This window comes from Corallococcus sp. AB038B, assembly GCF_003668955.1.
Classification (GTDB): domain Bacteria; phylum Myxococcota; class Myxococcia; order Myxococcales; family Myxococcaceae; genus Corallococcus; species Corallococcus exiguus.
Genome location: NZ_RAWO01000336.1, coordinates 1 through 392 on the forward strand (window position 1 = coordinate 1; position 392 = coordinate 392).

General features: G+C 74.0%; 1 protein-coding gene. It reads left to right on the forward strand.

The genetic code is table 11. The features are described 5' to 3' along the window. The coding region (locus D7Y04_RS44945) for a tetratricopeptide repeat protein (protein WP_199749854.1) at positions 1–392 on the forward strand (392 nt) is incomplete at both ends.

The window sequence follows — 392 nt, forward strand, 5'->3', positions numbered from 1 at the left end:
ATGCCTGGAGCTATTTCGTGGCGGCCCAGGCGCGAGGAGAGACGGCGCGCGCGCTGGACTTCGTGACGGACCGCTTCCAGCGCTTCGGTGCGCGCAACGCCGCGCCCGCGCGCACGCTGTGCCGCGCGCTGGAGGAGCTGAGCCGGCCGCTGGAGGCGCTCGAGTTGCTGGAGCAGGCGTGCTCGCTGCGGCCCGAGGATGGAGAGCTGGCCCTCTTCGCCGCGGAGATGCACTCGCGCCTGGGCAACGAGGAGGCGGCGTCGCGTCACCTGCGCTCGGCGGAGGGCCGGGTGCGGGACGTGGCGTGGCACCGTGCCGCCGCCATCCTTTCGTCCGCGCGCGGAGAGCTCGCGGTGTCGCTGGGGCATTGGGAGCAGGTGCTCGCACGCGAG